31 protein-coding genes and 2 pseudogenes are annotated in these 26,160 nt (G+C 70.3%); 16 read left to right on the plus strand and 17 right to left on the minus strand.

The features are described 5' to 3' along the window. Positions 1-102: 102 nt before the first annotated feature. From ACFWUZ_RS28660 to ACFWUZ_RS28675, 4 genes are all read right to left on the minus strand, one after another. Positions 103-786, minus strand: coding sequence for a helix-turn-helix domain-containing protein (locus ACFWUZ_RS28660; protein ID WP_384378986.1), 684 nt, complete (start codon positions 784-786; stop codon positions 103-105). 244 nt (positions 787-1,030) lie between these two features. Next, the gene (locus tag ACFWUZ_RS28665; protein ID WP_384378989.1) at positions 1,031-1,519 is read right to left on the minus strand and encodes a hypothetical protein; all 489 of its coding nucleotides are present in this window, start codon (positions 1,517-1,519) and stop codon (positions 1,031-1,033) included. A gap of 59 nt (positions 1,520-1,578) precedes the next feature. Beyond that, the gene (locus ACFWUZ_RS28670) at positions 1,579-2,229 is read right to left on the minus strand and encodes a fasciclin domain-containing protein (protein WP_384378991.1); all 651 of its coding nucleotides are present in this window, start codon (positions 2,227-2,229) and stop codon (positions 1,579-1,581) included. Positions 2,230-2,318: 89 nt separating this feature from the next. After that, positions 2,319-3,896, minus strand: coding sequence for a sulfite oxidase (locus ACFWUZ_RS28675; protein ID WP_384378994.1), 1,578 nt, complete (start codon positions 3,894-3,896; stop codon positions 2,319-2,321). Between the two features lie 248 nt (positions 3,897-4,144). On the opposite strand from ACFWUZ_RS28675, the gene ACFWUZ_RS28680 reads away from it, so the two are divergent. Together ACFWUZ_RS28680 and ACFWUZ_RS28685 are read left to right on the plus strand one after the other, a co-directional pair. After that, entirely contained in the window at positions 4,145-4,543 is a 399-nt protein-coding gene (locus tag ACFWUZ_RS28680) for a hypothetical protein (RefSeq protein WP_384378997.1), read from the plus strand. A 192-nt stretch (positions 4,544-4,735) separates the two neighbouring features. Next, positions 4,736-4,873: a hypothetical protein gene (locus tag ACFWUZ_RS28685; protein WP_384379000.1), complete on the plus strand. Its 138-nt coding sequence runs from the start codon at positions 4,736-4,738 to the stop codon at positions 4,871-4,873. A 173-nt stretch (positions 4,874-5,046) separates the two neighbouring features. Here ACFWUZ_RS28685 and ACFWUZ_RS28690 read toward each other — a convergent pair whose 3' ends face one another. Then, a complete protein-coding gene (locus ACFWUZ_RS28690; RefSeq protein ID WP_384379003.1) occupies positions 5,047-5,280 on the minus strand; it encodes a chaplin in 234 nt (77 codons plus the stop codon). Positions 5,281-5,659: 379 nt separating this feature from the next. Here ACFWUZ_RS28690 and sigK point away from each other — a divergent pair, with 379 nt between their 5' ends. The 3 genes from sigK (at position 5,660) to ACFWUZ_RS28705 (ending at position 7,911) form a co-directional block, all read left to right on the plus strand. After that, entirely contained in the window at positions 5,660-6,259 is a 600-nt protein-coding gene (sigK, locus tag ACFWUZ_RS28695; RefSeq protein ID WP_384379006.1) for an ECF RNA polymerase sigma factor SigK, read from the plus strand. Next, a complete protein-coding gene (locus ACFWUZ_RS28700) occupies positions 6,256-7,005 on the plus strand; it encodes an anti-sigma factor domain-containing protein (protein ID WP_384379009.1) in 750 nt (249 codons plus the stop codon). Before sigK ends, ACFWUZ_RS28700 begins: the two co-directional genes overlap by 4 nt. 258 nt (positions 7,006-7,263) lie before the next feature. Beyond that, the gene (locus tag ACFWUZ_RS28705) at positions 7,264-7,911 is read left to right on the plus strand and encodes an L-threonylcarbamoyladenylate synthase (RefSeq protein WP_384379012.1); all 648 of its coding nucleotides are present in this window, start codon (positions 7,264-7,266) and stop codon (positions 7,909-7,911) included. A gap of 37 nt (positions 7,912-7,948) precedes the next feature. Here the strand turns inward: ACFWUZ_RS28705 and ACFWUZ_RS28710 are convergent, their stop codons facing one another. Continuing rightward, entirely contained in the window at positions 7,949-8,593 is a 645-nt protein-coding gene (locus tag ACFWUZ_RS28710; protein WP_384379015.1) for a carbonic anhydrase, read from the minus strand. A gap of 599 nt (positions 8,594-9,192) precedes the next feature. On the opposite strand from ACFWUZ_RS28710, the gene ACFWUZ_RS28715 reads away from it, so the two are divergent. Then, positions 9,193-9,822, plus strand: coding sequence for a hypothetical protein (locus ACFWUZ_RS28715; RefSeq protein ID WP_384379017.1), 630 nt, complete (start codon positions 9,193-9,195; stop codon positions 9,820-9,822). Positions 9,823-9,968: 146 nt separating this feature from the next. Further along, complete coding sequence (locus tag ACFWUZ_RS28720; RefSeq protein WP_384379020.1) at positions 9,969-10,253, plus strand: hypothetical protein; 285 nt, start codon at positions 9,969-9,971, stop codon at positions 10,251-10,253. 253 nt (positions 10,254-10,506) lie between these two features. On the opposite strand, the pseudogene ACFWUZ_RS28725 reads toward ACFWUZ_RS28720, so the two are convergent. Next, positions 10,507-10,623 (minus strand): annotated as a pseudogene (locus tag ACFWUZ_RS28725) (ATP-binding protein); the annotation flags it as partial. Between the two features lie 318 nt (positions 10,624-10,941). Further along, positions 10,942-11,301, minus strand: coding sequence for a hypothetical protein (locus tag ACFWUZ_RS28730; protein ID WP_384379023.1), 360 nt, complete (start codon positions 11,299-11,301; stop codon positions 10,942-10,944). A gap of 739 nt (positions 11,302-12,040) precedes the next feature. Between ACFWUZ_RS28730 and ACFWUZ_RS28735 the strand changes: the two genes are divergently transcribed. After that, complete coding sequence (locus tag ACFWUZ_RS28735) at positions 12,041-12,637, plus strand: hypothetical protein (protein ID WP_384379026.1); 597 nt, start codon at positions 12,041-12,043, stop codon at positions 12,635-12,637. Between the two features lie 493 nt (positions 12,638-13,130). Here ACFWUZ_RS28735 and ACFWUZ_RS28740 read toward each other — a convergent pair. Then, positions 13,131-13,423 (minus strand): annotated as a pseudogene (locus tag ACFWUZ_RS28740) (helicase); the annotation flags it as partial. Positions 13,424-13,462: 39 nt separating this feature from the next. On the opposite strand from ACFWUZ_RS28740, the gene ACFWUZ_RS28745 reads away from it, so the two are divergent. The 4 genes from ACFWUZ_RS28745 to ACFWUZ_RS28760 all read left to right on the plus strand — a co-directional run bounded on the left by ACFWUZ_RS28745 (position 13,463) and on the right by ACFWUZ_RS28760 (position 15,790). Continuing rightward, entirely contained in the window at positions 13,463-13,615 is a 153-nt protein-coding gene (locus tag ACFWUZ_RS28745) for a hypothetical protein (protein WP_384379232.1), read from the plus strand. A 125-nt stretch (positions 13,616-13,740) separates the two neighbouring features. Further along, a complete protein-coding gene (locus ACFWUZ_RS28750) occupies positions 13,741-14,196 on the plus strand; it encodes a hypothetical protein (protein WP_384379029.1) in 456 nt (151 codons plus the stop codon). 623 nt (positions 14,197-14,819) lie between these two features. Then, positions 14,820-15,359, plus strand: a complete 540-nt coding sequence (locus tag ACFWUZ_RS28755) for a hypothetical protein (protein WP_384379032.1) — start codon at positions 14,820-14,822, stop codon at positions 15,357-15,359. Between the two features lie 263 nt (positions 15,360-15,622). Further along, positions 15,623-15,790, plus strand: coding sequence for a hypothetical protein (locus tag ACFWUZ_RS28760; protein WP_384379035.1), 168 nt, complete (start codon positions 15,623-15,625; stop codon positions 15,788-15,790). Positions 15,791-15,870: 80 nt separating this feature from the next. Here ACFWUZ_RS28760 and ACFWUZ_RS28765 read toward each other — a convergent pair whose 3' ends face one another. After that, positions 15,871-16,146, minus strand: coding sequence for a hypothetical protein (locus ACFWUZ_RS28765; RefSeq protein WP_384379038.1), 276 nt, complete (start codon positions 16,144-16,146; stop codon positions 15,871-15,873). 251 nt (positions 16,147-16,397) lie between these two features. Here ACFWUZ_RS28765 and ACFWUZ_RS28770 point away from each other — a divergent pair, with 251 nt between their 5' ends. Further along, entirely contained in the window at positions 16,398-17,177 is a 780-nt protein-coding gene (locus ACFWUZ_RS28770; protein WP_384379041.1) for a hypothetical protein, read from the plus strand. Between the two features lie 194 nt (positions 17,178-17,371). Here ACFWUZ_RS28770 and ACFWUZ_RS28775 read toward each other — a convergent pair whose 3' ends face one another. Genes ACFWUZ_RS28775 through ACFWUZ_RS28785 form a run of 3 tightly spaced genes read right to left on the minus strand, consistent with a single transcriptional unit; the run spans position 17,372 to position 19,822 of the window. After that, a complete protein-coding gene (locus ACFWUZ_RS28775; protein ID WP_384379044.1) occupies positions 17,372-18,157 on the minus strand; it encodes an ABC transporter permease in 786 nt (261 codons plus the stop codon). Next, positions 18,154-19,128, minus strand: coding sequence for an ATP-binding cassette domain-containing protein (locus ACFWUZ_RS28780; RefSeq protein WP_384379047.1), 975 nt, complete (start codon positions 19,126-19,128; stop codon positions 18,154-18,156). The genes ACFWUZ_RS28775 and ACFWUZ_RS28780 overlap by 4 nt, the downstream gene beginning before the upstream one ends. 22 nt (positions 19,129-19,150) lie before the next feature. Next, on the minus strand, positions 19,151-19,822 hold the full coding sequence (locus ACFWUZ_RS28785; RefSeq protein WP_384379050.1) for a DUF4097 family beta strand repeat-containing protein: 672 nt from the start codon (positions 19,820-19,822) through the stop codon (positions 19,151-19,153). Between the two features lie 221 nt (positions 19,823-20,043). Between ACFWUZ_RS28785 and ACFWUZ_RS28790 the strand changes: the two genes are divergently transcribed. Next, positions 20,044-20,772 carry a helix-turn-helix domain-containing protein gene (locus ACFWUZ_RS28790; RefSeq protein WP_384379053.1) on the plus strand — a complete coding sequence of 243 codons (729 nt, stop codon included), beginning with the start codon at positions 20,044-20,046 and terminating at the stop codon, positions 20,770-20,772. Between the two features lie 50 nt (positions 20,773-20,822). After that, complete coding sequence (locus ACFWUZ_RS28795; RefSeq protein WP_384379056.1) at positions 20,823-21,257, plus strand: HIT family protein; 435 nt, start codon at positions 20,823-20,825, stop codon at positions 21,255-21,257. Between the two features lie 50 nt (positions 21,258-21,307). Here ACFWUZ_RS28795 and ACFWUZ_RS28800 read toward each other — a convergent pair whose 3' ends face one another. From ACFWUZ_RS28800 to ACFWUZ_RS28815, 4 genes are all read right to left on the minus strand, one after another. Then, the gene (locus tag ACFWUZ_RS28800) at positions 21,308-22,417 is read right to left on the minus strand and encodes a ParB/RepB/Spo0J family partition protein (protein WP_384379059.1); all 1,110 of its coding nucleotides are present in this window, start codon (positions 22,415-22,417) and stop codon (positions 21,308-21,310) included. Continuing rightward, a complete protein-coding gene (locus tag ACFWUZ_RS28805; RefSeq protein ID WP_384379061.1) occupies positions 22,414-23,616 on the minus strand; it encodes a ParA family protein in 1,203 nt (400 codons plus the stop codon). The genes ACFWUZ_RS28800 and ACFWUZ_RS28805 overlap by 4 nt, the downstream gene beginning before the upstream one ends. A gap of 446 nt (positions 23,617-24,062) precedes the next feature. Then, a complete protein-coding gene (locus ACFWUZ_RS28810) occupies positions 24,063-24,452 on the minus strand; it encodes an NUDIX domain-containing protein (protein WP_384379064.1) in 390 nt (129 codons plus the stop codon). Continuing rightward, complete coding sequence (locus ACFWUZ_RS28815; protein ID WP_384379067.1) at positions 24,449-24,637, minus strand: hypothetical protein; 189 nt, start codon at positions 24,635-24,637, stop codon at positions 24,449-24,451. The genes ACFWUZ_RS28810 and ACFWUZ_RS28815 overlap by 4 nt, the downstream gene beginning before the upstream one ends. A gap of 542 nt (positions 24,638-25,179) precedes the next feature. Here ACFWUZ_RS28815 and ACFWUZ_RS28820 point away from each other — a divergent pair. Next, the gene (locus ACFWUZ_RS28820; RefSeq protein WP_384379069.1) at positions 25,180-25,842 is read left to right on the plus strand and encodes a lysophospholipid acyltransferase family protein; all 663 of its coding nucleotides are present in this window, start codon (positions 25,180-25,182) and stop codon (positions 25,840-25,842) included. Positions 25,843-26,160 lie beyond the last annotated feature (318 nt).

A 26,160-nucleotide genomic window follows, 5' to 3' on the forward strand; every position in this document is an offset into this window, starting at 1 on the left:
CGCGATCGGGTGGAACGGCTTCCCCGGCGCCGGACGTGCGGCACTGAGATGCCGCAGCTCCGATTGCCGCCCGGCGGGGCGCGGGCGGCAACGGCGGCGGCGTCAGGCGGAGTCGGCCTCGTGCTCGCCGGCAGCCAGAAGGAGTCGCTGCGCTGTGCGTTCCCCAACGCCGTACCCCGCGGCGATCTCGGCGGATGTGGCCGGCTGCGTGCCTTCCCGTGCTGCGAGGGCGAGCCCGGCGGCGATCTCGGCGACACGGGGGTCCGGTCGGCGCCGGGGGGCCCGGTCCTTGGAGCCCTGCGGGCGGCCTGCCCCGGTGAGGTGGGGATGGTGGCGCTGATCGCCCGCGCTGAGCCTGGCTTCGAGGTCGGCTCGGCGGTACCAGGTACGGCCGTGCCGCTGGACGACGGGCAGGTAACCGTCCGTTCCGTAGTCCCGGACGGTGGAGGCCCGCGTGTCCAGCACGGCCGCGGCCTCCTGGTCGGTGAGGAGGTCGTCCGGGTGCTTCTCCCCCGGCGGCACCGCCGGGGGCCACATGCCGTCGCCGTCCGTGCCGGTGGCCGCCTTCGCGGCGCCGCGCCCGGACGCCCCGGGGGGCCAGGACGCGCCCGCGAGGAACGCGCGGACCTGTTCCTCGTCGTAGAGGCGCAGTCGCCCGCCCTCGTTGACCAGCGGCACCCGATCGCGCATGTTCGCGCCCTCGTTTCGCTGCCAGGTCTTGAGCACCACCTTCCGCTCGGCGGCGATGTCGGCTTCGGTCATGGCGGGTCGGCCGCGCGGGATCACGGTGTGCTCCTGGAGGTTGCACGGGGCCGCGTGAGGCCCTTGGGGGCGGGTGCTGTGGATAGACTGCCCGACATGTCGCACTCCCTTCTGTGGAGTTGCTGACGGGTGGGGGCCAGTGGGTACCGCCGTCTCCTCCGGGAGTCGGACCGCTGGCCCCCGACACGTTCCAGACGACGCGCAGCGCGTAACGCACAGGAGCGCCCCGGACCTTGGCCCGGGGCGCCACCTATGTCTCCTCTGCCTGTCACGACGCCTGCGCGGTCAGGCCCGCCATGGCGGCGCGCATGGCGCGCACGGAGGCGAAGCGCTGCCTTTCGATCTCCCGGTGGAATCGGTCGGCGGACATCTCGGCGACCTCGCCGTCGGTCAGGCCGAACCGGGCGGCGGCCGCGTAGTGGGCGGCGACCGCTGCGGCCACGGCGTCGAGGGTGCGCAGGTTCGGCACCTCGTCGTAGAGACCAGGCAGGGCCAGGGCCAGCTGCTGGCCCTGGATGAGAATGCGGAGGGCCCGGCCGAGCACGGTCTGCGCGCGGTGCCAGCCGTCCGCGTAGTGCAGCAGGGCGGTGACGGCGTCGATCACGTCGTCTCCGCTCATCAGCGGGGTGCCTACGGCCAGGGCGTTGCCGGGCCGTTCCCACTGGGCGGACAGGCTCGTGCCGCAGTTGCCGCAGGTGGCCGCTGCAAGGCTAAGGGCGAAGACCTGCTTGCGCTGGAAAAGCCGGTGGCCCGGCATCCTTCTCCCCTTCGAAGGATGCCGGGCCACCGGCCGTGGTCGGGGCGGACGTGGGGCGGTTACTTGGGCATGAGGACGGTGTCGATGATGTAGACGTTGGCGTTGGCGGTCTTGACGTTGCCGCACACCACGCTGGCGGTGTCGTTGACCTTGTAGGACGTGGCCTTGCCCGCGGTGGTGACCATGCCCTTCTGCAGAGTCTCGAAGGAGCCGTTCTCCAGCTGCTGCGGGGTGAGCTTCTGGCCTACCACGTGGTAGGTGAGGATCTTCGTCAGCATGGCCTTGTCGGCGAGGACCTTGTCGAGGTCGGCCTTGGGGATCTTGGCGAAGGCGTCGTTGGTCGGGGCGAACACCGTGATGTTCTGGGCGTTGTTGAGGGTGTCGACCAGGCCGGCCTGCTTGACGGCGGTGACCAGGGTGGACAGGGCCGGGTTGTTGGAGGCGGCGGTGGCGACCGGGTCCTTGGCCATGCCGTCGAAGGAACCTGCGCCGTCCTTCGGGACGCCGGCACAGGCCGGACCGAACGGCTTGTCGCTCGTCATCGCGTCGTCGGTCGGGGTGCTCTCGCCGGTCTTGGCCGCGTCCTCGGCGGCTGCGGTGGGGGCGGCCTTGGTGTCGCTGCCGGAGTCGGAGCAGGCGCCCAGGGAAAGGGGCAGCATCGCTGCGGCGGCCACGGCGATCGCGGTACGGCGGATACGCATGCTGTTCATCAGTTACTCCTTGAAGGGGATTGCTTCTTGAGCCGGGAAAGGCTTGGGGTGGTGCTTCCGGGTCGGCGGGGAGAGGCCGGTCCGGTGGTCTAGGGGAGGGTGACGAAGACGCTGTGCCAGCCACTCGCTCCGTCGGGAACGGTTCGGGTGCGCTGTTCGGTCTGTGTCTGGCCGGTGCCGTCGGTGGCGCGGACGGTGATCGTGTGGCCGCCGGGGGTGGCCTTCCACGGGAAGGACCACTGGCGCCAGGTGTCGACGGTGTCCTGTGCGGCGAGGTCGGCGTCCTGCCAGGGCCCCTCGTCGATGCGGACCTCGACGCGGGTGATGCCGCGTCGCTGGGCCCATGCGACGCCGGCGACCATGACCGTGCCGGAGGCGGGGCGCGCGAAGGGCTTGGGGGTGTCGATTCGGGACTGGGTCTTGATCGGGGCCTTGCGGGCCCACTTGCGTTTGACCCAGTAGGGGTCGTAGGTGTCGAAGGTGGTGAGCTCGATGTCGGTGATCCACTTGCAGGCGGAGACGTAGCCGTAGAGGCCGGGTACGAGCATGCGGACGGGGAAGCCGTGGTCGAAGGGCAGCGGTTCGCCGTTCATGCCGACGGCGAGGATTGCGTCGCGTCCGTCCATGACGTCTTCGACCGGTGAGCCGAGCGTCATGCCGTCCACGGAGCGCGCCACCAGCTGGTCGGCCTTGCCGCCCTTGGAAGGGGGTTTGACGCCGCATTCGGCAAGCAGGTCGGCCAGGCGTACGCCGAGCCAGCGCGCGTTGCCGATGTAGGGGCCGCCGACCTCATTGGAGACGCAGGTCAGCGTGATGTCGCGTTCGATCAGCGGCCGGGCCAGAAGGTCCTCGAGGGTGTAGGTGCGGGGCCGGGTGACGCCCTTGCCGTGGATCCGAAGCCGCCAGGTGCCGGCATCGACCTTCGGTACGACCAGCGCGGTGTCCACGCGGTAGAAGTCACCGCTGGGTGTGGTGAACGGGCCGATCCCGGCGACCTTGAGCTGCGCTCCGGCCGGAACCACCGGCGCAGGCGAGGCAGGAGGGGGCAGGACGACGCTGGTACGGGAAGCGACTGCGCCCTGACCACGTTGCCCGGACAAGGCGCGTCCCAGCACCCCGGCCCCCGTGGCGGCCCCGGCGGTCACGGCCGCCGCGGTGAGGAACCCCCGCCGGCTCCAACCGCCCCCGGTCCCGTCATCACCCGACGGCGAGCCGGCGGAGGTGGCTTTCCCCGCCAGGACGTACAGCACGAAAGCACCGGCGACCGAGCCTGCGAGGGAGGGCAGTGCGTCACCGGCTCCCGCGGAGTCGGGCCTGCCTAGGGCGGCGGCCGCGCCGACGATGCCGAATACCAGGACACCCGCCGCGCCAAGGCGCCGGTGCCGCAGCGCCAGGACGCCCAAAACGATCGCGAAGAGTGCCAGCAGGGCGAGGATGCCCAGCTGGAGGACGACTTTGTCGCTCTCCCCGAACGTGCGGATCGCGAAGTCCTTCACCGCAGCCGGGGTCCGGTCGATCACCGCGCCCCCGACCACCGTCACCGGCCCGGCGGCCGGGCGTACGAGGGCGGCGACCAGCTCGGCTGCGGCCAGCGAGGTGAACGCGGCCAGAAGACCGGCCGGCGCGCCGAGACCGGCCCGGGAGATGGTGCTGCGGAGGTTGCTCACACCCTCGATTCGGCGACACACGGCATGCGGATTGGTCCACTTCCCGAATGAGTGGCCGGGCGGGCTGCCGTACGGGTGTCCCCGCCGGGCCCGGTGCGCTCGGACCCTGGTCGTTCTGGACGGACGGGATGGTTCTGCCGGATCGGCGGCGGCTTCCAATCCTTCCTTCCGGTCGCGGCGAATCTCTGGTGACGCTCCTGCTGGAGGAGCTGGCACAGCCGACTACCTGAAGAAGGGAGGTGAGTGCGATGACCGCTTCGCTGCACATGCGCCGTCTGGTCGCGGGAGCCGCATCGGCCGGACTCCTGACCGGAGTCTCGCTGCTGGGACTGTCCGGCACGGCGAACGCCGCCCCGGCGTCCTCGACCGCGGTGAGCTCGGCGCTCACCGGCGACCGCGACCGGCACGACCGCTGGGACCGTCACGAGCGGTGCGCCTGGGTCAAGGGTCACTGGGCCCACAAGTGGGTCAAGGGCCACTGGGAAGGCAAGTGGCACCACGGCACCTGGCACCAGGGCTACTGGGACCACCACGGCAAGTGGCATGACGGCTGGTGGGGCAACGGCTACCACAAGCAGCACTGGGTGCCCGGCCACTGGGTCGACCACTGGGTTGCCGGCCACTGGAACTGCCACGACAAGTGGTAGCGCCGGCCCGGCATGCAACGGGTTCTGGGGCCACCGCCCCGGAACCCTGTCCATCCTCCGCGCGGCCCTGACGTACGTGGGGACGCCCGGACAGCGAGGACCGTTATGAATGCCGCAATCGCGCCCTCTGCGCCCACGACCGTGCACTGCTCGCTGCCACCGGGGCCGCAAGTCGCCCAGACAGCCCGCCACATGGCCGCGCGGACGCTGACATCCCCCGCGGTGCACTGCCCGCAGAGCACCGCCGAGGACATCGTTCTCATCGTCTCCGAGCTGGCCACCAACGCCGTCCGGCAGGTCATCGCGGTGATCACCTGGACCGACCGCTGACCGCCCATGGGTGGGTGCTGCGGGTGGCTGTGCCGACGGCCACCCGCAGCCGACCTGTCCGGGCCCCTGTGCGGGAGGTGTCAGCGATCTCTCCGCGCCGTGGCCAGGGCAGGTCACCGGTCCGCGCCACCCCGTCTTACGGCGGCGGACCGGAGCCTTTCAGCGGTTTCCGGTCAGGCGTTGACGCAGGTGTTGCCGAAGGACGGGTTCAGCAAGCCGATGACGCTGAGCGTGTTCCCGCACGCGTTGACCGGGATGTGGATGGGGACCTGGATGAGGTTGCCCGAGCCGAGACCGGGCGAGTACGCGGCCACGCCCCGCGCTCCGGCGTCGGCCGCGGCCACGGACGCACCCCCGACCACCACAGCGCCGACCGCCAGCGCCACCACCGACACGCTCCTGCACACACGAACCATTGCACTGCCTCCAAGAGCCTGGTTGCTCCGCCGCGCGGAAGACCCGCGCGGCGGCCGAGGGGAGCCGGTGAACCCCGGCCGGCCCCCTCGCCCTGTCCTTCGCAGCCGCCCGCGGGGCGGCTGGGCCGCGGCGGACCGGTTCCCTCGAAGGAGGGAACAGCGGTTGCCCTGGTGACCAAACCGCCTCCCATCTGCACGCACGTCCGCTACGAAGAACCCTCAGAGACATCACACGGCTCGGGCCGGATCCTCCCTGGCGGCGGTCCGGCCCCGCTCTACGGACAAGGACCCCCATGCGATGGACACCCCGCCCCCGGCCGGCCGGCACCGGCCGCCGCTTCGGCTGGTCGCCATGGCCGGAGGCCGGCCGGTGAACCAACCACTCCCCTTCGACCACACCGGCCACACCGGCCACACCGGCCGTGCCGCCGAGCTGGCCGAGGTCATGCAGAAGGTCGCGCACGGCGACAAGCACGCCTTCTCCGCCCTGTACGACGCTCTCGCGCCGCTGGTCTTCGGCATCGTGATCAAAGTCGTACGCGACCGGGCGCAGTCCGAGGAGGTCGCCCAGGAGGTCATGATCGACGTATGGCGGCAGGCCGCCCGCTACCGGGCGGAGGCCGGCAGCGTGACCACGTGGGCCGCGACCATCGCCCACCGCCGGGCCGTGGACCGGGTCCGCTCCGCCCAGGCATCCGCCGACCGCGAGCACACCCGGGCCGCCCGGGAGCACGAGACCGCGTTCGACGAGGTCAGCGAGCAGGTCGAGACCCGGCTGGAGAGCGAGCAGGTACGCCGCTGTCTGCGCGGCCTGACCGAACTCCAGCGCCAGGCGGTGACCCTGGCCTACTACCGCGGGCTGACCTACCGTGAAGTCGCCCAAGCCCTGCGCACACCGCTTCCGACCATCAAGACACGCATGCGCGACGGGCTCATCCGGCTCCGCGACTGCATGGGGGTGACCACATGAAACAACACCACAACGACATCCACACCCTCACCGCCGCCTACGCCCTGGGCGCCCTCGAACCCGCCGACCGCCAGGCGTTCACCGACCACCTCCAGCAGTGCGAAGCGTGCCGCCAGGAGACGGCGGAGTTCGAAGCCACCGCCGCACGCATGGCCGCCGCCGCGGCCCAGGCCCCGCCCGTGTCCATGAAGCAGCACACCATGGCGGCCATCGACGAGGTCCGTCAACTCCCGCCGCGCGTCCCGGCAGTCACCCCGCTCGCGTTCCGCAGCGTGCTGCGGCGCAAGGCCGGCCTTCTCGCGGTGGCCGCGAGTGTGGCGGTCGCCGCCACGTTCGCCGGCCTTGCCGCTTGGCAGAACCAGGAACGCCAGGAACTGGAGCAGCGGGCCCGGCAGGCGGAACACCGTCTGGACGACGTCAGCACGGTCCTCGCCGCTCCCGACGCCCGCACGGCCCACGGAAAGACCCGCAACGGAGCCTTCACGACCGTTGTCGCCTCCGAACAGCAGAACAAGGCCGTCTTCACCGTCACCGGCCTGCCCGCACCGGACCCCGGCAAGACCTACCAGCTCTGGCTCGCACACGAGGGCACCATGAGCCCGGCCGGGCTCGTCCACCAGAACGGCACCGTCCTCGTCGACGGCGACCTCACCGGCGCAAGCGCCCTCGGCCTCACCCTCGAACCCACCGGAGGGTCCCCCCAGCCCACCACCACCCCCCTGCTCCTGATGAACCTGCCAGCCTGATCGAAGTGGCCGGGGTGCGCTCTTGGCGGCCTGCCCCCGCAGATCCGTCGGGTGCTCTGGTCGGCCTGGGGGCCGAGGGTGCTCAAGGCCGGCTGCTGGACCAGCCGGGGCACTGCGTTGCCCGTGGAGGAGGTGGCGTCCGGCGCATGAAGCGGCTGGGGTTGCAGGGTGCGGGGATTTGAGCCGTCGAAGGGCGCGTGAGTAGCCTTCCCGGGCGAGAACTGGTGCGGGAACAAGGGCCCGCTCGGAGGGAGAAGGATGGCGCTTCGTTTCGACTGTTCGGCCGCTTCCCCACGCCGCGCTGAGGGGCTGCACGCGGCCGCCGCCGCTGTGCGGCGGGGAGAGCTGGTCGTGCTGCCCACCGACACGGTGTACGGGGTGGGCGCGGACGCTTTCAGTGCCGAAGCCGTGGCCCGTCTGCTGCAGGCCAAGGGCCGTGGCCGCCAGATGCCCTCGCCGGTGCTGATCGGTTCCCCGGGCGCCCTGGACGGCCTGGTCATCGACCTTTCCCAGCAGGCCCGGGAACTCGTGGAGGCGTTCTGGCCGGGCGGGCTGACCCTGGTCGCCCGCCACGAGCCGTCACTGAAGTGGGACCTGGGCGAGACGCACGGCACGGTGGCGGTGCGGATGCCCGCGCATGCGGTGGCCCTCGACCTCCTCAACCAGACCGGGCCGCTGGCCGTCTCCAGCGCCAACCTGACCGGCGAGCCCTCTCCGCAGGACTGCGACGCGGCCCACCTCATGCTCGGCGAGGCGGTGTCCGTCTACCTCGACGCCGGCCCCACCTCGGCGCCGGTACCGTCATCGATCGTGGACGTCACCGCCTCGTCGCCCGTATTGCTGCGGGCGGGCGCGGTCAGTGCCGCCCAGCTGCGGGAGATCGTGCCCACCCTTCAGGAACGCTGAGACCGGGCGCGGACCGGCCCGCCGGCGGGGTCGACCGTTACCGGGCGGAGGCGGTGGGCTTGCTGATGCCGTGGGAGACGACCAGCTGCGCGGTTCCGTCCGCGAGCCGGTAGGAAAGGCCTGCCACGGCGACCCGGCCGTCGGCCACCCGCTCGGCCAGGAGACGGGACCGGTCCAGCAGCAGGTCGACGGTGTGCCGGATGTGCTCGTGCAGGACTTCGTCGGCTCCCTCACGTCCGGCGGCGCGGGCCGACAGCACGCTCGGGGTCACTCGCTCGACGACGTCGCGGACGAATCCGCCCGGCGCCTTGCCGTCCTCCAGCGCGGCGCAGGCGGCCGCGATGGCCCCGCAGGAGTCGTGGCCGAGGACCACGACCAGGGGGCAGTCCAGCACACTGACCGCGTACTCGATGCTGCCCAGCACCTCCGTCCCCACGACGTGGCCCGCTGTGCGCACCACGAACAGGTCACCCAGCCCCTGATCGAAGATGATCTCGGCGGCGAGCCGGGAGTCGGAGCATCCGAACAGCACGGCGAAGGGCCTCTGGGCAGGTGCGGTCTCGGTGCGGCGCGCGGCGTCCTGGTTGGGGTGCTGGGGGGAACCCGTGACGAACCGCTGGTTGCCGGCCACCAGCATCTCGAAGGCGTCGTCGGGAGTCGTGGTCATCAGGCGTTCTGTCATGGGCTCAGCCTATGATTCGCTCCCGTGAGCCGGGCGATCGGCTCGCCTCTGCGTAGCCGTCCTGCCGTTCGCCCCGCACGGGAGGGCTGCGAGGGGACAAGCGCGAAGGTTCAGCCGCCCCCGCCGGGTGTCGTACCAGTGACGGGCGGTGGCTATGGGAGACCGAGTACGGGCGCCGAGGTGCAGCAGCCCACCCCCCGAGCGCCTCGATCGGGGGGTGGGAATGACGACGGCCCCGACGCAGGGAGCAAGGTCGGGGCCAACACCCACACGAGTCCCGCCGTGTCGGAACAGGTGCGCCGGTCGCCCTGCACAACGCCAACCCGGGCAACGCAGTCGCAGAAGGCGGTGAGCCCGTACGATCGGGGTTCCGTCACGGTTCGGGTAGGTACGGGCTGAGCTGGAAGAAACCCGATCCCACCGTCCCCGTGGCAGCCTCGGTGCGGCCTGGTGCCAGTCGCAGCTGTGCAGTGGGACAGGGCCTGCGGAGGGTGGGATTCGTCCGACTGCGCGCCTCGTCTGGCAGGTGCCCTCGATCACCTTGAGTCTGAGTCCGGTGCCCTGCGCCTGCAGGGACGCGTGCGTCTGGAAGGACTCAGATGTCTGAAAGAAACACGGTCATGCGCAGTCTGCATGACATCGGCCTGGCTGCTTGGTTCGGCGGCTCTCTCATGGGGGCCGTCGGGTTGAACGGAGCGACGCGCAACGCCGGACAGGAGCCGGCCCTCGCCTCGCGGTTCGCCAGCGCCGGCTGGGCTGCCTGGGCCCCGGTGAACGCGGCCGCGATCGGCGCCCACCTCGTGGGCGGCGCCGGTTTGCTGGGGGCCAACAGTGCCCGGGTGGCCTACCAGAAGGGCGTCGGTGCCTCCACCCTCGCCAAGACGGTTCTCACCGGAGCCGCGCTCGCTGCCACCGCCTACAGCCGGGTCCTGGGCAAGAAGATCGAACTTGCCTCGTCCCCGGACTCCGGGGATCAGGAGGCGGCCGCCGACCACCCCGTGGAACTGGACCAGGCGCAGCGCCACCTCGCAATGCTGCAGTGGGCCCTGCCGGCGCTGACCGCCGGAGTGTTGGTTCTCAACGCCCTGCACGGAGAGCAGCAGCGCCCCGAGCAGCAGAAGGCGGGCATGCTGCGCCGGGCTGCCTCACCTCTGGCCATGGCGGGCGGAACAGGTATGGCCGCCGTACGCCGTGCCAGCTACCACATCCCGATGACGGGCCGCTGCTGAGCTCACCGGCCAGGCCCGGGAGAAAACGACGGCCTGATCCTCCGGCCCGTCCCGCAACCCTGCGAGCCGGCTGCGAGCTGCCCGCCGGCCAGGGGACGACCAGCCCACTGTCCGCACCGGACATCATTCACGCAAGGAGAGATTCCATGCCCAGAGCAACCACGCCCAAGGTGACGCAGCCCGTCACGGACGACAGCATCAAGGTGCGCCAACTCAGCCACTACCAGTTCAGCTGGGTTGCCGGCGAACCCGCTGCCCGAGGCACCCTCACCCTGCAGCTCGTACTCGACGAAGGCGCCTGGGAAGAAGTGCTGACCGTCGACACCGACGACGCCGACGTCCTCCAGGACCTCCTGCGCAACACACCGACCGTGCACTACGACGTCAGCCGCCGCACTCTGATGTTCGGGGTCACCGCCGTCGGCACCTGAACAGGCAACACCCAAACTCGGCACGCGTGCGGCCGAGCCGCTCCCATCGGCTTCGGCAGGTCCTCGTCTCCGTCGTGGTTCACGACGGCCCTGGCACGGATGGGCCGGGGCCGTCGCGACGGACCGCGATGTCCTGCGCCAGTAAGTGGCTGTGGTAGCGCGGGCCGGTGGCTCCGGCCACTCGCGTCTGAACACGCCCTCATGCTTACTGTCACGCTCCAGACCAGGTCGGCTTGGAGCGCAAAATGCCTGATCACGCTACGTCTGTGTCCCACTCGACGGCCTTGAGGCGGTTCTTGAGCCGGTAGCTGGGGCCGTTGATGGAGATCACTTCGCAGTGGTGGAGGAGTCGGTCCAGGATGGCGGTGGCGCCTTGGGCCGGTGCGTGTTTGCGGGAACCAACCACCGCAGCTCGCCTCGTCGGCCACGGCGTCCGTCGCGCCCCGCAGTCCGGGACGGCGGGCACGAGTTTTGAAACGTCCCATGAAACAGAGAAAGCCCAGCGTGCACCCTTCAGGCCGGGCTGTTTCACAAGGGACCACCTTTGAAACGCGGAGGTCCTCCTTCACCACTCGTCAGCGGCCGGTCTGAGCGCCCAGGCTGCGGGACCTGCAGCTGACTCCATCGCAGAAATGCTTCCGACCGGCGCCCACGGGAGCGGGCGGCGGCCGGAACCCGGACCGGTGGGTCAGAGCTTGGTGAAGCACATGGTGTAGTCGAACCCGCGGGACGCCGTGTGCTGGATGCCGTAGTCGAAGGACGGCCCGCACTTCCTACCCTCGCCGGGCAGGATCTCGCCGGTCTTGTACTGGGCTTCCGCCGAACCGCAGTCGACGATCGTCGGCACCGGCTTGCCCTGTGGGTCCTGCACCTTGACGCAGTCGCCGACCTTCGGCTCGTGAGTCTTGTCCTCTTCGTGCTGGGCGACAGCCGCGGCTTCCTTCTTCGCCTGGCCGCCGTTGGGGTTGGTGTTGTAGTCGTACACCCAGTAGCCGACACCACCAACTATCGCCAGGAAGATGACCATAGTGAGGAGCAGCTGGAGCACGTTCCCTTGCCGCGGCCGGTTCGGTCCCCCAGGCGCCGGCTGCTGGGGCTGCCCATAGGGCTGCTGGTAGGACGGCGGTGTTGACATGGTGACCCCCATGGATCAGATACGGCAAGGGAAGGGTCGCAGCGACGACCATGCGCAGGCTACCCTCTGTGACTTACGGCCGATCAGCGGCCTTGGCGTTCCCAACTGCGATGTGCAGGCGCAGCGGTTGGCCGAAGCTCGGTGCTCGGGAAGACGTGGAGCCCGGGCGCCGACGCCAGGTGCGTGATGACCAGTTCCACCGGGGCAAGGCGTAGCCGAGGGACTCGGCCAGCTCCCGGTCCCCGCCCGTCAGCGTGGCGTACGTCGTGGCCGGCCCGCGCTATCCGCCCCAGACGACCTCGTCGCTGTCGCGGCGGATCATCACGATTCCTCCGGTGGACCGCTCTCCCGGCTGTGACGTTCCAGGGACCCCACGCCTCCTTCAGACCACCTGGACGGGCCAGGCGCCCCGGGACCGGTTCTCCGGACCCCCGCGGAGCCCGAAGCGTTCGACCTCCCGGAAGGAACGGGAGCGAACCGCCAGGGCATGGTCCACCACACCCGAGGACGCTGAATGCCTATGCAATTCCAGCCGAATTGGTGGACAGGGCAACGGTGTGACCTTCAGTGAATGGGGACAGGTGTTCGGTGACGAGGTCCTGGTCACCGCCATCCTCGCAGCCTAGTAGTTCATGTGGTCGACAATGAGCGCATGGACGTCCCTGAGCTGCTCGAATCAGCTTCCCTGCTGGTTCCGGAAGAGACCGCCACCGAGAACGACCTCACGGTGCGAGACATCTGGGACTACCTCGTCCACGACGAGTGGGAGATCGCCCTGGGCCTGCTGGAGGAGCTCGGGGACGCTCGCTCGCTCCCTCTGGCGTTTTGGGAGAAGCTCGCCGAAGCGGCCGAGCAGCTCCGGCTTGAGCGGAGCGCGGCCTGGTGCCAGTGGCGGTGCTCCGAGATCCGCAACGGCGTGATCCGGGCCGATCTGGCACTCCGTCCTGTCGCTGAGGCGCGACGCACCACGGCAATCTCCGGCGCCGGAGTTCTGCGACCCATGTGGGACATCGGACACCTCTCACCGACCGGTGGACGTGCGGTCAGCATCGCCGCGCTCTGGGTTGAAAACATGCCCGTTCTGGAGCCCGGCGGGCGAGCCACGGTTCGCCTCGTGCCCCTCACCCCCTCCCACTGGACGCACCTCCAGCCCGGTCAGCAGATCACCATGCACGAGGACCGGACCGTGGCCGGCACCGCAGTCATCCTGGAGGTTCATCGCCCTGCCACCGCCGTGCCCGCGGGATGACGTGACCGGCTCACAGACTCCCTGCTGGTGCACGTATCTCCGTACTTGATGGAGCACTCACAGGAGTACCCCGACACCTGAGCGAGTGCGAACGCGGCAAGGTCCAGCAGCAATTCGGGCAGGGGGTGCAGGCTGCCGCCGCCTACGCTCAGCAACTCGCTGAGGTCTGTGGTGGGGGGTGACAGGTGGAATGCGCCCGTGTCATTCAGTGCTTCACCGCGAGCGGCGGCGCGTGGTCGGCCGGGGACGTGGCCGTGTGCGGCACCTGCCACGCCGACGACGTCGCCCGCGAGGAAGCCGCCGCCGAAGCTGACCGCCTTCAGGCCGCCACGCCGCCGGAGCCAACGTGGCCAGTGACCGATCCGGCCCGGGTGGTTGCATGGACCGGTCACGGCGCTGACGTGCCGTTTGACCGATCGGGGGAGGTGGATCGGTCATGCTCGGCGCGCCGACCGGCCACCGGTCACGGGCCCGAGGGGTGGGCAAGCCCCACCGGGGAGGCGAAGTGGAGCAGGGCGGCTTCGGCGGCGGCCTGTGGGTCGTCGTCCTGGTCCTCGCCGTCGCCCTCGCCGCCGGCCCCGACGATCTTCCCATCGTCATCACGCCGGACGTGGACCTTGTGCTTCCCGCTCGTGAGTGCGCGCGAGGCGAGCTGCTCGACCAGACGTCCATCGTGCGAACGCAGGCCCTGGAGGACCGCTACCAGAGGGCGGAACGAGGCGCTGGCGACCATGTCGGTCGGGTCCTCGTTCGGCTCTCCAGGAAGACCGGCACGATGATCCGCGCGCCGGCAAGACAGCAGTGCTCCAGGTACCCCAGTCCGACGTGCCGCCCACCAAGAGCGAGGCGAAGCACCTGCGCACCACCCTCCCCGACGGCACGTTCCTGGACACGGCCACGACCGCGAACCGGCTGGCCTTGCTGGAGATCACCGGCGTCCCTGGCCCGCCCGCCACGCCGCACTGTGCGGGTCGGTGATGACGTGCGCTACCTCAAGTAATCCTCTGAAGGCCGTCCAATCGATGGACAGCCTGTTGATCAGTTGCCTAGTTTCATTGCCTGATCATCCGCCAACTCGGCGGATAGTACGGGGGAGTTCAACCATGAGATTGTCTCGAACAGCTGTGGGCGTGCTGGGTGCAGCCGGAATCGTTGCTTCATCACTGATCACGGCCCCCACCGCACAGGCCGCGAGCGGTGGCGGCTGTGCCCAGTACTCGGAGGGGTACGAGCGGGCCACCTACGTGGACTGGAAGTCCTGCCTCAGCGCTCCGCGGGCGGGCATCGGACGTCCTGACGCCTACGTCACGCTGCGCTCCGGGCACCCCGCCTGCAAGATCGTCGTCCGGGTGCTGCGCACGGGCGACTCGAAGGTGATGTCGACGAAGACCTACAACTGCCCCTCGGGCGGAATTCGGATGCAGCGCTTCGCGGCACCGGACTTCCGCGGTGACAATGCTGTGCCCGGCAGGGCGTACGCGACTTACACGTCCATCATGTGGACCGGCAGCCAGACGGGGACCATGCCCCTCAAGAGCCCCTGGCTGAAGCTGCCGTAGGTATAGCGCGCCTACTCCGGCAACCACGAGGCGGCACGGGCACGGGCTACGGCCCGGCTCGTGCCGCGGTCCCGCGGGCCGTGCTGTCCGAGCAGGGTGGCGCTGCGCCGCGAAGCCTTTCGGCTTCCGCCTGGGCCGCCCCCTGGAGATCACACGCGGTGACCGCCGGAACTCAACCGCTTCCGCGGCCAGCACCTTCGCATCACTCACCGCGCGACCATGCCAGACCTCAATCACCCGGCCCGACTACTTACCCAGCGTCATGACTCGTGGGCATCCGCCCTGAATACGCAACACCGATGCGGGCCTGCCAAGCCCAAGACCGGAACCGCCCTACCCGTGCACCACCTCTCAGTTCGGGGGCCTGATCGGGGACTATGTCCAGACCGTCATCCGGGGAGATGACTGCTGCCTTGCCGCGGCCGCGGGCCTGCCGGCCCTTGTCGAGCTTGAGCGGCTTGAGGGCCTTGCGGGCGGCCCGAGCCGAGTCGCACCGTGCCACCACATCAGCCGAACTGATGGAGAAATCCGACCAGTTCTTCCGGGACCTGTACGGGGAGAGGTTCGGCTGGCCATACTCGTGGAGACCCCGGAGAACCGGGCAACGATCTGTCGGAGGCAACGTGAAGATCACGATCGAGGGTGCGGACAAGGCCTTCGCCGAGAAGCTGGTCGCACTCGCCGCTGCGCACGACGCGGAGCTGACCGTCACGACCGTCGACACCAACTGGACCGTCGACCGGGCCGAGCGCTACCTCCGCAACCTGACCGCCGGCGCCCGCCGGTTCGCCGAGCTGGTCATCCTCGACGGCAACGGCTACATCGACGCCGACCAGCTGCGCAGCACGCTCGGCAAGCTCAACGGCCCGACCGTCGCCCTGTCCCGCGCGATCCCACGCGGGGTACGCGAGGGCTGGTGGCCGGAGGGCATCAGCGCCCCGATCAGCCCGGTATGGGACCCGGACAACCCCAGCTGGCACAAGAACATCGCCTACCAGATGGACCAGGAGAACGTCCTCGTCTTCCGGGACGCCCTCGCCCGTCTGGGCGTTGCCCCCGCCCCGTCCTGGGGCGGCGACGACGTGCCGTCCGCGTTCGACCTGCCCCCGGGCTGGGGAGCCGGTGACGACGTACCCCGCGCCCTCCTCGACGGCCCCGGGTAAGAGCCCAGGTGAGAAGGGGGTTGCGCGGCTAACCCTGCCGTCCTTGATAGTCGGCGCGGCCCGCCGGACAGGCGGACCACACCGACCGCGAAAGGCCCGTCGTGTTCCCCGAACTGCTCACCGACATCCTGTCCGGCGCACTCATCGCAACCTGCTCCACCGCACTCCTGGCCGCAGCCACCACCGCTCCTCGCCGGCTGCGGAACCGCTGGACTGCACGTGGTCAAGTCCCCGCGACCGCTGCCCCGTCCGAGGGGGCACGCATGCTCCGCCGGTACACCCTGCTCCGCACCAGCGGCCCGGGCCGGTACGACACCACCCGGCCGGGCGGCACCGTCATCACCCACCACGTCGACGGACGCACGCAGCGCTTCGAGCTCACCGACGTCCCGCTCGGCGACGGCACGTACGCTGCCGAGCCCGTCGACTGATTGAGGAGTCACAGCCGTGACTCAAGACACCACCACGAAGAGGGAAACCGCTATGCAGTCACTGCGCGCCTACCTGCGGCCTACGCGGCCGGTGACGTCGACCGTGAGGAGATGATCGCGCGGATGGCGGCCCGGCCGTTGGAGGAGACCCAGCACGACCCCGCGCACACCCTCCCGGCCCACCGGGACAACCGGGACCACCCGGCGCGGGCAAGGGGGCCTCGCTCGGGATGCTGCATGCCCGCCAGGGCGACGGCACCGAGCTGGGCCAGGCACTTGCCCAGGTACACGGCGCCGATGTCGACGACTGCGTCGTCCTGGGCGCCGATGCCTTGAAGGAAGCCATCATCCGGCACGACGGAGCCCCCTCTCTGTCCCCGGTGGTCTGCGTCTCGCGCCGGCCGAGCTCGCGCCGCTCGTACACCGGGAGAGCCGGGCGGTGTCCAGCGGCCTCCCTGCAATCCGCCGGATCGTCATCACCAACCGCGCTGGCAGTGATCTCTACGTCAATGAGCGTGACCCGGCGGGCCGGTGGAAGAACCTCCGTCGAAGCGGTGGCTGAAGTGTGGGCCTCTGATAACTCCGACAGCAGGGAGCGTTTCTTCCGATGACCGCACAGCCCGCCCGCCCTGAGCGCAGCGGTCCCGAGACCGCCTCGGTCATGGATGTCTCGCCGTTCACGCCTTCTCTCGTCAAAGCGGTGTTCAGGGACGTGACCCCGATGCACGTCTCTCGGTCGGCCACGTGGGCCGCCGCATCGGTGACGCGGACAGTGCTGACGGAGATCATCGATGGCGCGAGGAGAGCGGCGGCGGAGGAGGCCCGGAAGAAACTGACTCCCGGGGACCTTCTCTCGGCGATCGACCGGAACGTCGAGCTCGAGGTGGGGCACAAATGGTACGACCACAGCCCGACGTTCAAAGGTCTGACCGGTGTGCAGTGCGACGCCGAGGGTGTCATCGGGCCTCCTCATCAGCGCAGCAGGTCGCGCAAACCGAGTGCTGTGGTCGGCGCCCACAGGTTCAAGGCCGGGGTCAAGAAGCTGCTGTGGAGCCAGGGGGCGACGGCCGTCCCGGCGATGGTCCGCGACCTGGACGGAATCGCGAGCGTGTTCCTGACGGACCTCGCCCGGGACGCGGCCATGGTCGTCCGCGAGGGCGGGGTCAAACGTTTCGGTACGGTCACCCTCGTGATGTCGGTCGAACCGGCCCCACCCCCTTTCCACAAGGATTTCCCCCGGGCCCTGTCCGCCCGCAGGGGGGACAGGCGGACCATCGGTAGGGATGACATCCTGGCCGCCACCACGATTCAGTTGTTCGGCGAGAACCTCCGGCAGCGAGCCCTCACCGAGGCACGCGAGGCGACACAGAACACTTCGGCCGGCTGAGGGGTGCGACCAACAGCCTGCCTGCACCCTCATCTGCTACCGGGTGGGGGTTCCTGGGGCGGCGGCGGGAGGTGGAGACCTTCAGCTTTGACTCGGGGGGTCGGTCGTGGAGAACGCCGGCGGGGCGGCGTGTGCCGACTTGGGGTCGGGTGACGCCGCCCTGGGCGGGGTGGGGTGCGGGGGGCTTGGGGCGGTTACTTCGGGTCGCTGTTGAACTTCGAGGCAGACCAGAAGTAGCCGAGGGTGGTGAGGGCCAGGCACCAGGCGACCGCGAGCCATCCGTTGTGGCCGATCCCGGTGCCGAGGAGCAGGCCGCGCAAGGTCTCGATGGCCGGGGTGAAGGGCTGGTACTCGGCGATGGGCTGGAACCAGCCCGGCATCGCGTCGACCGGGACGAAGGCGCTGGAGATGAGCGGCAGGAAGATCAGCGGCATCGCGTTGTTGCTGGCGGCCTCGGCGTTCGGGCTGATCAGGCCCATCCCGACGGCGATCCAGGTGAGTGCCAGGGCGAACAGTGTCAGCAGCCCGAGCGCCGCCAGCCATTCCAGGGTTGTGGCGTCCGTGGAGCGGAAGCCGATGGCTACGGCGACGGCGCCCACGAGGACCACGCTGGCGAGCGATTGCAGCACGCTGCCGATGACGTGGCCGATGAGGACCGAGCCGCGGTGGATCGCCATGGTGCGGAAGCGGGCGATGATCCCTTCGGTCATGTCGTTGGAGACGGACACCGCGGTCCCGATGGTGGTGCTGCCGATGGTCATGAGCACCAGGCCCGGGACCAGGTAGGCGATGTACTCCGAGCGGTCGCCGCCGCCGATGCCCGCGCTCATCACGTCGCCGAAGACGTAGACGAAGAGCAGCAGGAGCATGATCGGCGTGAGGAGGAGGTTCAGGGTGAGGGACGGATAGCGCCGCGCGTGGAGGAGGTTGCGCCGCAGCATCGTGGACGAGTCGCGCACGGCGAGGGCGAGAGAGCTCATCGGACGGACTCCTTGGGCTGGCTGGGCAGGGTGGGCTGGCTGCGCTGCTGGTCGGTGCCGCCGGTGAGGGCGAAGAACACGTCGTCGAGGTCGGGGGTGTGCACGGTCAGCTCGTCCGCCTCGATCCCGGCCGAGTCCAAGTGGTCGAGGACGGCGCGGAGTTCGCGTTGGGTGCCGTCGCTGGGGATCTGCAGGGTGAGCGAGTCGTCGTCCCGGGTGCCGCGGAGGGTGGAGGCGGCTTCCTGGTAAACGGAGGGGTCGGAGAAGCGGAGGCGGACGTGGCCGCCCGGGATCAGCCGCTTCAGTTCCTCTGCTGTTCCTTCGGCTGCGATCCTGCCGTCGTTCAGTACGGCGATGCGGTCGGCGAGCTGGTCGGCCTCCTCCAGGTACTGGGTGGTCAGGAAGACGGTCACGCCACCGGTGACCAGCTCGCGGATGATCTGCCACATGTTGTGGCGGGAACGGGGGTCCAGGCCGGTGGTCGGCTCGTCGAGGAAGATGATCCGCGGGCTGCCGACCAGGGTCATGGCGATGTCGAGACGGCGCTTCATGCCGCCGGAGTAGGTGGAGGCGGGCTTCCGCGCCGCCTCCGTCAGGTCGAAGCGCTCCAGGAGTTCGGCCGCGGTGCGGCGGCCCTCGCGCCTGGACAGATGGTGCAGGTCCGCCATCAGGAGCATGTTCTCCTCGCCCGTGATCAGACCGTCGACCGCCGAGAACTGCCCGGTGACACCGATCGCGGCCCGTACGGCCTGGGGGTCGGCGGTCAGGTCGTGACCGCCGACGTGCAGGTCGCCTGCGTCTGCGGTGATGAGGGTGGAAAGGATTTTGACGGCGGTGGTCTTGCCGGCGCCGTTCGGGCCGAGGAGGGAGAAGACCGTGCCGGCCGGGACCGTCAGGTCGATGCCGTCGAGCACGACCTTGTCGCCGTACGACTTGCGCAGACCCTTCGCCGCGATGGCTCCGTTGGTCATGTCGGTGCTCCTTCTTGTGGTGTCAGAGGCTGCGGGCGGTGATGTCGCCGTAGGCGGTGGTCGCGTGGATGTTCAGGCCGGCGGTGGCGCCCTCGGTGTTGTTGAGCGCGTTGCGGATCCGGCCGTGGGAGGTGCTGGCATCCAGGGAGGCGCAGACGCCGCGGGCCGCGCCGACCGAGATGTCGCCGGCCTCCGTGCGCAGGGTGACGGTGCCGCGCACGGCCTCGGCGATGTGCAGGTCGCCCTTCTGGGTGCTGATCTCGGCGGGGCCGCTCAGGCGGCCGAGCGAGATGTCGCCGGCCATGAGGGCGAGGTGGGCGCTCGCCGTCTCGTCGAGCTTGACCGAGCCCTGCGCGCCCTCGAAGGTGACCTCGCCGAGGCGGCCCACGCCCCGGAACTCGGCGCTGGCCGTCTTCGCCTCGATGCGGGAGTCGGCGGGCAGCTGGACGGTCACTTCGACCGAGCCGGCGGAGCCGAGGATCCGGTTCTTCGCCGGAGCGGCCCCGATCCGCAGGACCCCGTCGCCGAATTCGACCGTGATCTGCTCGGCAGCCTTCACGTCGCGGCTGTTCGAGGCGTCCGCGGGCAGGACCTCGACCGTGGTGTCGGCCCGGTCGGCCGCGATGAACCGGATGCTTCCCGCGGGGATGTCCAGGACGGCGGAGATCGGGGCCGGGGTGGCGAACTTCTGCATGGTGCTCTCCTTGAGCTCGTTTCTTTCTGACGTTGGAAACGCTACGTTGCCTTCATGGATTGCGCAATCCATTCGTTGCGTTCGAGTTGCTTTTTACCAGCTCAGACGGCTTTAAATGTTGCAATGGATAGAAAATTAATGCAACGTGGGGTGGGTCAGCGTTGCAATAGAGTGCGAGTGAACGCTATGCTGAGGGCACCTTGGAGACGAAGGAGACCGCAATGCCGGGAGGCAGGCTCACCCAGCAGGAACGCCAGCAGATCGCACTGGGACTGGCCGACGGCCTCGCCTACGCGGAGATCGCCAGACGCCTCGACCGGCCGACCTCGACCATCACCCGCGAGGTGATGCGCAACGGCGGCCCCACCGCCTACCGCGCCGATCTGGCCCACCGCGCCACCGAACACCGCACCCACCGCCGCAAGCAGGCCGCGCCCCAGGGAGCGGAGCCACCCCCGCAGGCCCACGGACGGGACGCCGAGGCCGTGCGCGAGTACGAGGAGGTGTTCACCACCGTCCTCATGGCCTCGGGCATGCCCAAGATGATGGCCCGGGTACTGACCTGCCTCACCCTCACGGACGCCGGCAGCCTCACCGCATCCGAGCTCGTCCAGCGCCTTCAGGTCAGCCCGGCATCCGTCTCCAAAGCCATGGCGTTCCTCGACAGCCAAGGCCTCGTCCGCCGGGAACGCGACGAACGCCGCCGCGAGCGCTACGTCGTCGACGACGACGTCTGGTACCAGGCGATGATCGCCAGCGCCCGCTCCAACGACCAGCTCGTCGAGACCGCACGGCAGGGCATCGGCATCCTCGGTGCCGACACCCCCGCCGCGAACCGTCTCGAAAACATCGCCCGCTTCCTCGACTTCGTCGCCGAGAGCATCACCCGTGCCGCGGAGCAGGCCCGGGAGATCCTCCATACGAAGGCGAAGACGTCCGGCACGTCCTGAGGGGCCGCCGTACGTGCCCGGGTGGCCGGGGTCCGCCGGGGTCCGGCACCATGGGCGGCACCATGGACTGCACCTTCTGTCATCTGATCCGGGACGACGCCGCCCGATGGGTCGTACGAGGGCCCGAGGCGAGTGCGTTCGCTCCGCTGGACCCCCTCGCGCCCGGGCACACCCTCGTGGTTCCGACGTCCCACTGGGCGGACGTCTTCGATACTCCTCCGGAGGTGTTGGCGCACACGATGGCTCTGGTCCAGCGCCTCGCCGGAATGATGCGGACGGTGCTGGGGGCGGGGGGCGTGAACATCCTGAACGCCAGTGGCCCCGGCTCGGAGCAGTCGGTACCGCACCTCCACTTCCACGTGGTGCCCCGCTGGCCGGACGACGGCTTCTCCACCTGGCCCGCCGAGCGGTCCCGTCAGCGGGTCGTCGGCGACCCCGTCAGCCGGCTCGCCGATGCCATGGCCGGCACCGGGAAGAGAGCATGACGCGGGCCCGTCCGGAAGACCGGACGGGCCCGAGTGCTCTACAGGTCGTGTCAGTTGCCCTGACCGTGGGCGGCCAGGAGCCGTTCCAGGAGGACGCCGCGCTGTGCTTCGTCCATCTTCTCGAAGACGAGGTCGGCGACCGCGTCACCGTCGTTCCACGGCACCCTGGGCAGTTTGCGGATGTCCATCACCCACGGCTCGTCGCCCGGGGCGGAGCCGTCCGCGTCGTCGTGGTCCGCGTGCGGTTCCGCCGAGAGGGGTTCTTCCTGCACGGCAGCGCTGAAAGCGGTCTCTCGGGTCGTGGGCAGGTCCTCGGAGGGGCGTGCCGGGGGTACGGCCGTCGCCGGGGTGCTTACGCCGTAAGCACCCTGCGGGGGTGCCGGGGTGCTTACGGCGTAAGCACCTTGCGGGGGTGCCGGGCGGCGTTCCTTCTTCTCCCTGCGCTCGGCCAGGGCCAGGTTCGCCGCCTCTTCCTGCTGCTCGCTGGGCATCTGACCCACCCGGCGGGCCACTTCGACGGGCAGGGTCCGGTCCTCCACGGCCTGCTTGAGGTCCGGGGTGAGCTTGAGCAGGGCCATGCGCTGGGTGACCCAGCCGCTGGACTTGCCCAGGGCCCGGGCGACGGCCCGCTGGGAGCCGTGGACGCCGACGAGGCGGTGGAGGGCCTTGGCCTCGTCCAGGGGGTCGAGGCTCTCGTGCTGGACGGCGGCGATGAGGGCGGTCTCCAGCAGGGTGTCCGCGTCCTCGGCGAAGGAGTCGTCCACGTGGACGGGCACGTCGTCGAGTCCCGCCTGATTGGCTGCGGCGAGGCGCCGGTTGCCGTCGACGACGACGTACTGGGCGTCGGCGAGCGCTTCCTCGTGCCCGGGGTGCGCCAGGAGGAAGGCGGCTCGGGTGACGACGGTGAGGGGCTGGATGACTCCGCGGGCGGCGAGGCTGTCGGCTAGCTCCTCGACCTCCTTGAGCTCCTCGCGCGGGTTGTACGGATTGTGCGCGAGGGCCAGGAGGGGAAGGCGCCCCGATTCCGGGACCTCGGAGGTGGACGCCGCAGCCGAGGCCTCCGGGTTGGCGAACCGGGCGAAGGCGGCCGCACGGCTGCTGATCGGCTGGGCCACCGCGTCGAACGTCGCCGACTCCCCCAGCATGTCCGCCTTGCTCATGTCGCCTTCACCGCCCGGGCGATCTTCCGCATCTGGTGCGACTGGTCGCAGTCGGGCGCGTAGTCCAGGAGCGGCAGCTGCTTGCGTACGGCTTCGCGCTGCTCCTTGAGGTCGGGTACGACCGCCAGGACCGGGGGAGTGCCGAGGGACTTCCACTTCTCCAGGGAGGAGGTGGCGATGTAGCCGCGGCGGGAGTCGAACTTGTTGACGACCAGGCCGATCTGCTCGATGGCGATGTCGTAGTCGCGGGCCAGGGAGTCGGTCTGCTGGATGAGCATGCCGTACGCCTGTGCGGAGGTGTCCTCGGCCTCGACGGGGATCACGAGACCGGAGGAGCCGGGCTTCTCGTCGTCGCGCTGGCGGGCGTAGAAGAGCGCGGCGTCCATGGCCAGCCCGAGGCTGGGCGGGGAGTCGATGACGATGACGTCGAAGTGCTCTTCGACGGGCGTGAGCGCCCTTTCGAGGGTGGCTTCGCGCGGGCCGCGGAAGACGGTGAGTCCGGAGTCGAGGAGGAAGGCGTCGAACGCGGCGGGGAGGATCCGCAGGCGGCCGCCGAACCGGGCACCCCCTATGGCCACGGTCAGGTCGAGCAGCGAGTGCTTGACCTGCTCGCGGTGGAGCATGTGGGTGATGAGGCTCTCTTCCCCGGCCGGGATCGCCTTGAGGCCGAGTTGGTGGGAGAGGTGACCCTGCGCGTCGTAGTCGACCAGCAGGACCCGCAGGCCGCCGGCCGCCGCCTCGATCGCCGTGGCGAGTGCTTCGGCGCCGGTCTCGGCGGGGCCTTCGGCGAGGGCCTCGGCCAGGCCCGCCGACACGGCGGTCTTGCCGACTCCGCCCTTCTGGTTGCAGACGACGATGCGACGCGTGACCCGTCGCGCGTCGGCGGCCGGGTGTTCCGCGAGCCAGAGCGCGACCGACTGGGCCAGCCCCTGGATGTACGAGACGCCGCGGTCGCGGCAGTCCTCCTTGAAGGCGTCGTAAAGGCCTTCGGGGAGGAAGGTGCCGAAGGACGCGGCGCCCGCTGTGTTGACGGTGGGAAGCTGGTCCGTGCAGCTGCGCCAGGCCTGGATGCCGGCGGTGACCGCGTCCTGCATGTCCGTCTGCAGTTGGGCTGCGCGGACCTTGAGTGCCTGCTGGAGATGGGCGGGCAGCTTGGAGACCAGCTTCTCCCGCTCGCCTCCCGGGTTCGGAGATGACATGCACGGCAGCATACTGCCGCCGGGGTGAGTTCTTGGTGTGCTGTTCGGCGTGTTTTGCCTGCGGGTTGCGTTAGTTCACTTGCCCACGGGCTGGACCGGCCGTCTGAACTGGGGTGCAGGCCTCTTCGGTTGCGCGGTCTGTCCCGGATGCGTAGGTCCGAAGACGGCCCGTATGACGGGCCGTTGGGTCGGTGGCGGGCCTCAACTTCTCGGGAGGACAGGAGGCTCGGGTGCTTACGGCGTAAGCACGTGCCCCACGGATCTGCGGCGCCGGGGGATCGGCGGCGGTCCGGTGTCGCCGTCGTGCTCCGGGTGCTTACGCCGTAAGCACCCGTGGCGGTGTCGGGCCGTCTACGCCTCCCAGTCCCCGGTGTCGACGTACCCGGGCGCGCCCGTGCGGCGGGCGGCCGTGAGCGCTTCGAGCCGTGCGTGGGGCCGGCCCGGCATCAGGTCCCGCCACTGCGGCACGGTGAGGGCGTGGACCTCGTCGTGTTCGTCCCGGGCCGGGTGCTCAGCGGCCACTCCTTGCCCGGCAGTCCGAAGACGGCCGCCAGCAGGCGCGGCGGGCCGGGTACGACGAGTCCGGTCTCCTCCCGGCACGCGCGGACCGCGGTCTGCCAGGGCCGTTCGCCGGGGTCGGCGACGCCGCCGGGCCACTGCCGGGGGTGGGCGCTGGTGTGGGTGGCGGGCAGCTGCACGGGACGGTCGTCCTCGTCCGTGAAGAAGACGGCCCCGAAGCCACCGGCCTTCGGCAGGGTCGCGGTGAACTCCTCGGGGGACAGCCACGGCGTGGTCGTGGTGCGCTCCTGTGGGCCAGCTCGGCCCGCGGAGGTCATCCGTCTCCGGCGGCGGTCTCGCGGGCGCGGACGAGGGTGCGGGGACCCTCCTCGGGCTCCGTCACGGTCAGGAACTCCGTCCTGGAGAACAACTCCACCCCGGGGACGGCGGAGCCCTCTACCGGAGCGACGGGACCGTCGACCTCCTCGACGTCACCGTCCGCTCCAACTCGAATGGGCTCCATGTCCGCAGGAGTCGCCTCCTGAAACAACACCGCCGCGACCCCGGCGGCGCGCTCTTCCTGACGTCTCCGACCGTGGTCGACAGCGCCGTCGTCCAGGGGAACACCTCGCAGGAGGGCAACGGGGCGCTGCCTGCGCCGCGACCAGCGGGACCGGTCGGGGGGCGTGTCCTTCCAGCGCAGTCGGATCACCGAGAACGAGGCGTCCGGCAGCGGTGCAGGCCTTTTCGTCGACGCGGGCGCACGGGTCAACCTGACCGGCACCCAGGGCGTCCGCGATCGCGCCGTATCGGCTGCCGAGGGCGTCCACCACGCCGGAACCGTCACGATCACCGGCAACGTGCCCACCCACTACGCGGGCGGCCCCAACCCCGTACCCGGCTGCGGTGGGTCCGGCCGGTCGCTCAGGGACGGGCGGGCCGTTCGGCTCCCGGGCACTCGTGCTCGGGTACGACACGCACCGAGATGAGTACGGCGACTCACGCCCCAGCGGCGGCCGGCACCGACGATGAAGATCGAAACCGTCGAGACCGGGGAGACCGTCCATGCTCAGCCGCACCGCCGCCACGCTGGTGCCCCTCTTCGGGCGCCTGTCGGTGACCACCGACCCCGGTGCCGCGCTCACGCCGGGCAGCATCCTCGCCGCGAACCACACCTCGCTCGCGGACCCGGCGATCGTGCTGGCCGCGCTGCACCGGCTCGGCGTGGAACCGGTCGTCATGGCGGCCGCCGGCCTGTGGCGGATCCCGCTCCTCGGCCGCGCCCTCACGGACGGGGGCCACATCCCGGTGTTCCGCAGGGACCAGCGGGCCGCGGCGGCCCTCGATGCCGCCGCGGAGGCCCTGGAACGGGGTCGGCTGGTCCTCATCTACGCCGAAGGCGGCCTGCCGCTCCGCAAGGACGCCTCCGAGGCCGCGCCCGCCACCTTCCGCAGCGGCCTCGCCCGCCTCGCCGAGCGCACCGGCGCTCCCCTGGTCCCCGTGGGGCAGGCCGGGGCCCGCCGCATCACCTCCGGGAGCGCCGTCAAGCAGTTCGCCGGACTGGCCACCGCACCGTTGCGCCGACCGGAGCTTCACGTCCACGTGGGTACGCCGCTGCGGCTGACCGGCGACCACCGGGAACGTACGGCGCGGGCCAGGACCGCGGTGACCCTCGCTTGGCGGACGGCGGCTGCCCGCCTGGGTGAGCCCGCCGCGCTGGCCGCCTAGATCTCAGTTCCTGGGGGCCTCGCCCTACAGGCAGTCGGGCCGTTCTTCGCGCCCCGCGCTCGGTCCCTGGTCCCTGAGCCCGCTCCGGGCGGCCCCCTCCCTCGGTCCCTGGTCCCTGAGCCCGCTCCGGGCGGCCCCCTCCCTCGGTACTCCCTCCCCGGACAGGGGGACTGAAGGCCGGTTCGGACCCTTCGGTCCCTGTCCCTTCAGTCCAAACACAAACCTGCAGTTCAGGGGCTTGCTCTCGGTCGGACAGGGACTAAAGGGACTGAATTTGCTAGTTATGAGCTACCCAGGCTTTACCAGTAGTACTTACGC

The sequence above is a fragment of the Streptomyces sp. NPDC058646 genome, from assembly GCF_042716875.1.
In the GTDB taxonomy this organism is placed as follows: Bacteria; Actinomycetota; Actinomycetes; order Streptomycetales; family Streptomycetaceae; genus Streptomyces.

Bases quoted from the DNA above. Each gene is read 5' to 3' on its own strand.
- ACFWUZ_RS28665 (WP_384378989.1), bottom strand. From the start codon at position 1,519: ATGCCGGGCCACCGGCTTTTCCAGCGCAAGCAGGTCTTCGCCCTTAGC.
- ACFWUZ_RS28670 (WP_384378991.1), bottom strand. From the start codon at position 2,229: ATGAACAGCATGCGTATCCGCCGTACCGCGATCGCCGTGGCCGCCGCA.
- ACFWUZ_RS28680 (WP_384378997.1), top strand. From the start codon at position 4,145: ATGACCGCTTCGCTGCACATGCGCCGTCTGGTCGCGGGAGCCGCATCG.
- ACFWUZ_RS28685 (WP_384379000.1), top strand. From the start codon at position 4,736: ATGGCCGCGCGGACGCTGACATCCCCCGCGGTGCACTGCCCGCAGAGC.
- ACFWUZ_RS28700 (WP_384379009.1), top strand. From the start codon at position 6,256: ATGAAACAACACCACAACGACATCCACACCCTCACCGCCGCCTACGCC.
- ACFWUZ_RS28705 (WP_384379012.1), top strand. From the start codon at position 7,264: ATGGCGCTTCGTTTCGACTGTTCGGCCGCTTCCCCACGCCGCGCTGAG.
- ACFWUZ_RS28710 (WP_384379015.1), bottom strand. From the start codon at position 8,593: ATGACAGAACGCCTGATGACCACGACTCCCGACGACGCCTTCGAGATG.
- ACFWUZ_RS28715 (WP_384379017.1), top strand. From the start codon at position 9,193: ATGTCTGAAAGAAACACGGTCATGCGCAGTCTGCATGACATCGGCCTG.
- ACFWUZ_RS28720 (WP_384379020.1), top strand. From the start codon at position 9,969: ATGCCCAGAGCAACCACGCCCAAGGTGACGCAGCCCGTCACGGACGAC.
- ACFWUZ_RS28735 (WP_384379026.1), top strand. From the start codon at position 12,041: ATGGACGTCCCTGAGCTGCTCGAATCAGCTTCCCTGCTGGTTCCGGAA.
- ACFWUZ_RS28750 (WP_384379029.1), top strand. From the start codon at position 13,741: ATGAGATTGTCTCGAACAGCTGTGGGCGTGCTGGGTGCAGCCGGAATC.
- ACFWUZ_RS28760 (WP_384379035.1), top strand. From the start codon at position 15,623: ATGCTCCGCCGGTACACCCTGCTCCGCACCAGCGGCCCGGGCCGGTAC.
- ACFWUZ_RS28770 (WP_384379041.1), top strand. From the start codon at position 16,398: ATGACCGCACAGCCCGCCCGCCCTGAGCGCAGCGGTCCCGAGACCGCC.
- ACFWUZ_RS28775 (WP_384379044.1), bottom strand. From the start codon at position 18,157: ATGAGCTCTCTCGCCCTCGCCGTGCGCGACTCGTCCACGATGCTGCGG.
- ACFWUZ_RS28780 (WP_384379047.1), bottom strand. From the start codon at position 19,128: ATGACCAACGGAGCCATCGCGGCGAAGGGTCTGCGCAAGTCGTACGGC.
- ACFWUZ_RS28785 (WP_384379050.1), bottom strand. From the start codon at position 19,822: ATGCAGAAGTTCGCCACCCCGGCCCCGATCTCCGCCGTCCTGGACATC.
- ACFWUZ_RS28790 (WP_384379053.1), top strand. From the start codon at position 20,044: ATGCCGGGAGGCAGGCTCACCCAGCAGGAACGCCAGCAGATCGCACTG.
- ACFWUZ_RS28795 (WP_384379056.1), top strand. From the start codon at position 20,823: ATGGGCGGCACCATGGACTGCACCTTCTGTCATCTGATCCGGGACGAC.
- ACFWUZ_RS28800 (WP_384379059.1), bottom strand. From the start codon at position 22,417: ATGAGCAAGGCGGACATGCTGGGGGAGTCGGCGACGTTCGACGCGGTG.
- ACFWUZ_RS28805 (WP_384379061.1), bottom strand. From the start codon at position 23,616: ATGTCATCTCCGAACCCGGGAGGCGAGCGGGAGAAGCTGGTCTCCAAG.
- ACFWUZ_RS28810 (WP_384379064.1), bottom strand. From the start codon at position 24,452: ATGACCTCCGCGGGCCGAGCTGGCCCACAGGAGCGCACCACGACCACG.
- ACFWUZ_RS28815 (WP_384379067.1), bottom strand. From the start codon at position 24,637: ATGGAGCCCATTCGAGTTGGAGCGGACGGTGACGTCGAGGAGGTCGAC.
- ACFWUZ_RS28820 (WP_384379069.1), top strand. From the start codon at position 25,180: ATGCTCAGCCGCACCGCCGCCACGCTGGTGCCCCTCTTCGGGCGCCTG.